Annotated in this window: 5 protein-coding genes; 2 read left to right on the top strand and 3 right to left on the bottom strand. The window is 68.9% G+C overall.

Annotation, left to right across the window (positions count from 1 at the left end; translation table 11 throughout):
* Positions 1-17 precede the first annotated feature (17 nt).
* Positions 18-617 carry a hypothetical protein gene (locus tag G6030_RS04505; RefSeq protein ID WP_007628646.1) on the bottom strand — a complete coding sequence of 200 codons (600 nt, stop codon included), beginning with the start codon at positions 615-617 and terminating at the stop codon, positions 18-20.
* A gap of 190 nt (positions 618-807) precedes the next feature.
* On the bottom strand, positions 808-2,049 hold the full coding sequence (locus G6030_RS04500) for an acyl-CoA desaturase (protein WP_182642334.1): 1,242 nt from the start codon (positions 2,047-2,049) through the stop codon (positions 808-810).
* A 301-nt stretch (positions 2,050-2,350) separates the two neighbouring features.
* On the opposite strand from G6030_RS04500, the gene G6030_RS16705 reads away from it, so the two are divergent.
* Complete coding sequence (locus G6030_RS16705) at positions 2,351-2,485, top strand: hypothetical protein (RefSeq protein WP_007628644.1); 135 nt, start codon at positions 2,351-2,353, stop codon at positions 2,483-2,485.
* 93 nt (positions 2,486-2,578) lie between these two features.
* On the opposite strand, the gene G6030_RS04495 is transcribed toward G6030_RS16705, so the two are convergent.
* Positions 2,579-3,439, bottom strand: a complete 861-nt coding sequence (locus G6030_RS04495; RefSeq protein ID WP_182642333.1) for a mycofactocin-coupled SDR family oxidoreductase — start codon at positions 3,437-3,439, stop codon at positions 2,579-2,581.
* A 101-nt stretch (positions 3,440-3,540) separates the two neighbouring features.
* Here G6030_RS04495 and G6030_RS04490 point away from each other — a divergent pair, with 101 nt between their 5' ends.
* Positions 3,541-4,869, top strand: coding sequence for an NYN domain-containing protein (locus G6030_RS04490; RefSeq protein ID WP_182642332.1), 1,329 nt, complete (start codon positions 3,541-3,543; stop codon positions 4,867-4,869).
* The last annotated feature ends 160 nt before the right edge of the window (positions 4,870-5,029 follow it).

The raw sequence follows: 5,029 nt of genomic DNA, 5'->3' as shown, positions 1-5,029 counted from the left end.
GCCGGTGGCGGGGCCCGCTAGCGCCGCAGGCCGAACAGGTTGCGGGGGCCGCGGTGCTCGTGGCGGGCGAGCACCGCTCCCAGCAGCTCGGCGTCGTGCTTGGCGTCGACCTCGGCGCCCGCCAGGCGTCCGACCGTGCGCTCCCACAGCAGGCCTTCGTACACCGTGAGCAGGTCGAGGGCGGCGGTGGCGGGATCGCGGAGCCCGGCGGCGTCGAGCGCGCCCACCAGGTCGCTGGGGTCGAGGAGAGAGGCGACGAGGTCGGTGGTGTCGGCCTTGCCGGCCAGCTCGACGATGAGCGCCGACCGGGCCGCGAGTTCACCGCGGTAGTCCTCCAGCAGCCCGTCCACCATGCGCGTGAGCGTCGACAGCACCTCGTCGGCGTTGGACGACGCGAGGTCCTGGATGCCCGAGACCTCGACGAACCCGCGCAGCAGTGAGGTGAGCCGGTCCACGGTCAGGGTGAGCAGTTGGGCGCGGGTACGGCAGTAGTAGGAGGTGGAGCCGGAGGGCAGTCCCGCCTCCGAGTCCACGGCGCGGTGGGTGAGGGCACGGACACCGTCCCTCGCCACGACCTCGATCGCGGAATCGGCGATGAGCATCCGCCGGTCCTCCATGGGGGCTCCCGTCGTCGTCTTGTGTCCGGTGACCGGCTCGACCGCTGTAGCGCCGGTACGCGTAACCGTCCCGCTGACTCCTGCGCAAGCCTATAGCCGACCCACACCGCAGGGCGCCGGAATCAGCGACGCCCCGGCACCGGATCGCGGTGCCGGGGCGTTGCCGGTCGTGACTGGGTCGCAGGCCTCGTCAGGCCACGGCGACGACCTTGCGCGCCCGCCGGCGCGCGCGGTGGTGCTTCAGCGCGGTCTTCAGGCCCGCTCGCTTGCCCTCCGGGGCGGGCAGCGGGGTGGGCAGGTCCTCGAACATCCGCTCGGAATGTGTCTCCGGCGCATCGTCCGCCGTGGCGCGCAGCATGTGGTTGGGCAGCGACAGCTTGGCGATGGTGCGCCAGGTCTTGGCGTACTGCACCGGCAGCGGGCCGGCCACGTACGGCAGGTCGTACTTGTCGCACACGGCGCGCACGCGCAGCGACGCCTCGGACAGTCGGTTGGACGGCATGTCCGGGTAGATGTGGTGCTCGATCTGGTACGAGAGGTTGCCGGACATGAAGTCCATGATCGGACCGCCGGTGATGTTGGCCGAGCCGAGCATCTGCCGCAGGTACCACTCGGCCTGTGTCTCCTCCTGCACGTTCTTCTTGGTGAACTTCTCCGCGCCGTCGGGGAAGTGTCCGCAGAAGATCACCGCGTTGGTCCACACGTTGCGGATGCCGTTGGCCAGCAGGTTGGCGGTGGCGGTGGACTTCCAACCCTTGCCGGACAGTGCCGGGTAGAGCACGTAGTCCTTGAGGAGCTGACCGGACGCCTTCTTGGCGAAGAGCTTGAGCTTGCGCTTGGTCTCCCCGCGGTCGTCGCGTCCCATGGCGACCTTGCCGAGCTCGAGGTGCTGGATGCCCACACCCCACTGGAACAGCAGCGCCAGGGCCGCGTTGTAGGCGAGGTTGCCGTAGAAGAACGGGCTCCAGCGCTGGTCGCGGGTCACGCGCAGCAGGCCGAACCCCACGTCGTCGTCCATGCCCACGATGTTCGTGAACTTGTGGTGCAGGTAGTTGTGGGTCTGCTTCCAGTGCTCCGACGTGCCGACGATGTCCCACTCCCAGGTGGTGGAGTGGATCTCCGGGTCGTTCATCCAGTCCCACTGCCCGTGCATGATGTTGTGTCCGAGCTCCATGTTCTCGACGATCTTGGCGACGCCGAGCGCTCCCGCGCCGACCGCCCAGGCGGTACGGTTGCGCGAGCCCACGAGGAGCAACGCGCGCGCCGCGACCTCGAGGCCGCGCTGGAAGCGGATCGTGTCGTGGATGTAGGCGGCGTCCCGCTCGCCCAGGGAACCGATGATGTCCTGACGGATCTGCTCGAGCTCGGCGCCGAGTGCCTCGACGTCGTCCTCGGTGAGATGCGCGAACTCAGGGATGTCGGTGATTGCCATGGAAGCTACGGTACCGTAACTTACGGTCGCGTAGGTAAGTCCGGTTGCGTGGGTCACAGAAATGGTGTCGGCTGAACCGGCCCCGGTGACCCGTCGTCTGCGCCGCCTCAGATCGCTTAGTGGACCTCGGTAACGCCGTGGCCTGCGCGGAACGCCGACGATATCCCAGTTGATGTCACGGTTGTGTAACGTCGAGCGGGTTCGCGACGACATAGAGGTCGTCGCGTGGGGATCACGGATACGACAGCGCCTACCGCGGTACGACCCAGTACGCACAGCACGACAACCGAGGGGACACACCATGAGCAACGCCAACGACATCTTCCTGCGGGCCATCCAGCCGGTCATCGACATCTTCTGGTCCCTGGTGTGGACCGCCACCGGCTCGACCGTCAGCGTGCCGCGTCCGACGATGCCGGAGCCCGAGGCCGCCTGACCTCCCGGGCCGGGCTCTCCGCCCGGCCGCACACGAAGGCCCGCCCCTCCGGTCGAGGGGCGGGCCTTCGTCGTGTTCCGGGATCGATCGGGCTCAGAGGCCGAACTTCTCGCTACCGCCCAGGTCGACGGGGATCGAGGCGCCCGTGATGCCGGCGCCCATGTCGCTGCACAGGTAGAGGGCCATGGACGCGATCGCGGACGGCTCGACCCACGGCTGGGGCATCTGGGTCATGCTGCTGTAGGTCTCCGCCGTGTCCTCGAGCGTGGTGCCCTTGCCGCCGGACATCATCTCGATCATCGACGGGTTGTCGATCATCGGGGTACGGACGTTGCCCGGGTGGATGGAGTTGCAGCGGACGTTGGAGAAGCCCAGCTCCCCGGCGAGTGCCTTGGCCAGGCCGCGGACGGCCCACTTCGAGGTCGCGTAGCTCCCGGTGAACGAGCCGCCGCGCAGGCCCACCATCGAACTGATAAGTACCACCGAGCCGCCGCGGCCGGTCGCCAGGATGTGGGGGATCGCCACCTTGGTGGTGATCCACGTGCCCTTGAGGTTGATGTCCATGGTGCTGTCCCACTCCTCCTCGGACCGCTCCCAGGTGGCGGTGGGCTGCGGCGAGACGCCGGCGTTGGCCACCACGAAGTCCAGGCCGCCCAGCTCGGCGACCCCGGCGTCGACGGCTTCCTGCATCCCCGGTAGGTCGCGGACGTCGACGATGCCCGTCACGCAACGCCGCCCCAGCGCCCGTACCGCCTCGGCGGTGGCCTCGAGGTCCGCCGGCTCGGCCATGGGGTAGGGGACCGTGTCGATGTCCCGGCACAGGTCCAGCGCGATGACGTCACAGCCCGCGGCGGCGAAGGCCTCGCAGTGGGCTCGTCCCTGGCCTCGGGCTGCGCCGGTCACCAGCACGACCCTTCCGGTCAGATCGGTTGAAGTGGTGGCGGGGTGCGACATGGTGAAGCTCCTGACGGTGAACGGCGGCGGACCCTGCGGGGCTAGCCGACCTGCGGCATGCTTGAAGTCAACGTAAACAGACAGAACAGGTAGTGGTCATCATGCTTGAACGGACACTCGTCCTAGTGGATACGTCCTATCTACTGGCAAGTTTCTACAACTCCTGGGAGGAGGGTGCGCGAGGTCAGCTGGAGATATCACTCGCCACGGTCGTGCACCGTTTAGACCAGGTCGCCCATAGCCTCGTGGACCAGCCAGTACAGCGGCAGAACTGGTACGACGGCATCCCGGACTCCGGTCCGCACCGGTATCAACGCACCCTGCGCGTTATCGAAGGTGTCCAATTGCGCGCCGGTCAGCTGATCGAGTGGGGCGAACGCCGCACCCAGAAGGCCGTCGACACCCTGCTCGTCGCGGACATGATCCAGGCCGCGTACAAGGGGCATTGCTCGGACATGGTGCTGGTCACCGGCGACGCCGACATGATCCCGGGAGTCCGGGTGGCCGTGGACGCCGGCGTACGAATGCATCTGGTGGGGTTCGGCTGGGACTCCATCTCGTCGGCACTGCGTCACGCCTGCGACACGACGACGGTCCTCGACCCCCGCACCGACTTCCACGACGCCATGCAGATCCGTGTCCTCGAGGGGCCGATACCGCCCAAGGTGCGAACGCCGGCGGCCACGCCCGCCCATCCGGGCGAAGACGGGCATGACCCGGACACCCACGAGTCGGTGGACCTGATGGAGGTGGACCTGCGGGCCGACCGCGCCGCCGCGACCTCCGTCGCCGACGAGACCCGGTTGACGATCGCTGACGAGGAGTTCGCCGCCGACGCCGAGGAACTGGCCGCCGACGAGCAGGGATGCGCCGCCCGGATCGAGAGTGAAGACGACGGTCCGGAGGCGCAGGCCGGGCCGCCCGGGGAGGGGGCCGCGACGCCTGCCCCGCAGCCGGAGGAGTCGACCGTGGTCACGCCTGCGGACCTGGCCCCCAAGCCGGGCCCGACGCCGCAGACTTCGGCTTCGCCCGCCGATCACGCCGGGTCGGTCCAGAAGTCCTCGGCCGCGGGTGGGCCGGCGAACGGGTCCTCGAGGCCTAACCCGTCGATGATGGCCCCTCACCGTCGCCCACTGCGGTCTAAGTTCGTGCCGCTGCCCGAGGAGGTGTGGACCTCCTCCGGTGAGCAGACCCCCTTCGACGTGGGTCAGCAGTACGCCACCTGGTGGTACGAGCAGGCCGCGACCGAGCAGCAGCGCGACGAGGCCCACCTGCTGTCCGGTGGGGTGCTTCCCCCGGCGATCGACCGTCCGCTGCTGCAGTTCGCCTGCCAGATGCTCAATGAGTTCACTCTGACCGAGGCGCAGCGCGTCCGCTTGCGCGACGGCTTCCACGAGGGGATCCGCGCCGTTCTTCTCAAGCACCGCTGACGGCCGGCGCCGTCTAGAAGGGCGGTGGGTCGGTGTCGGTGGTGGGGTGGCCGGTTGTGGGTGGGGGTGTGGTGGTGTTGGCGGCGCGTTCGGCGGCCAGGCGTCGGGCGCGTCGGAGCCAGTGGGTGGCTTGTGGTCGGGGGTCGAGCCAGGGCCGGCG

This window comes from Dietzia sp. E1, assembly GCF_014145015.1.
GTDB classification, from domain to species: Bacteria; Actinomycetota; Actinomycetes; order Mycobacteriales; family Mycobacteriaceae; genus Dietzia; species Dietzia cinnamea_A.
The sequence above is the reverse complement of the archived record's forward strand: the minus strand, read 5'-3'. Positions and strand labels throughout refer to the sequence as shown.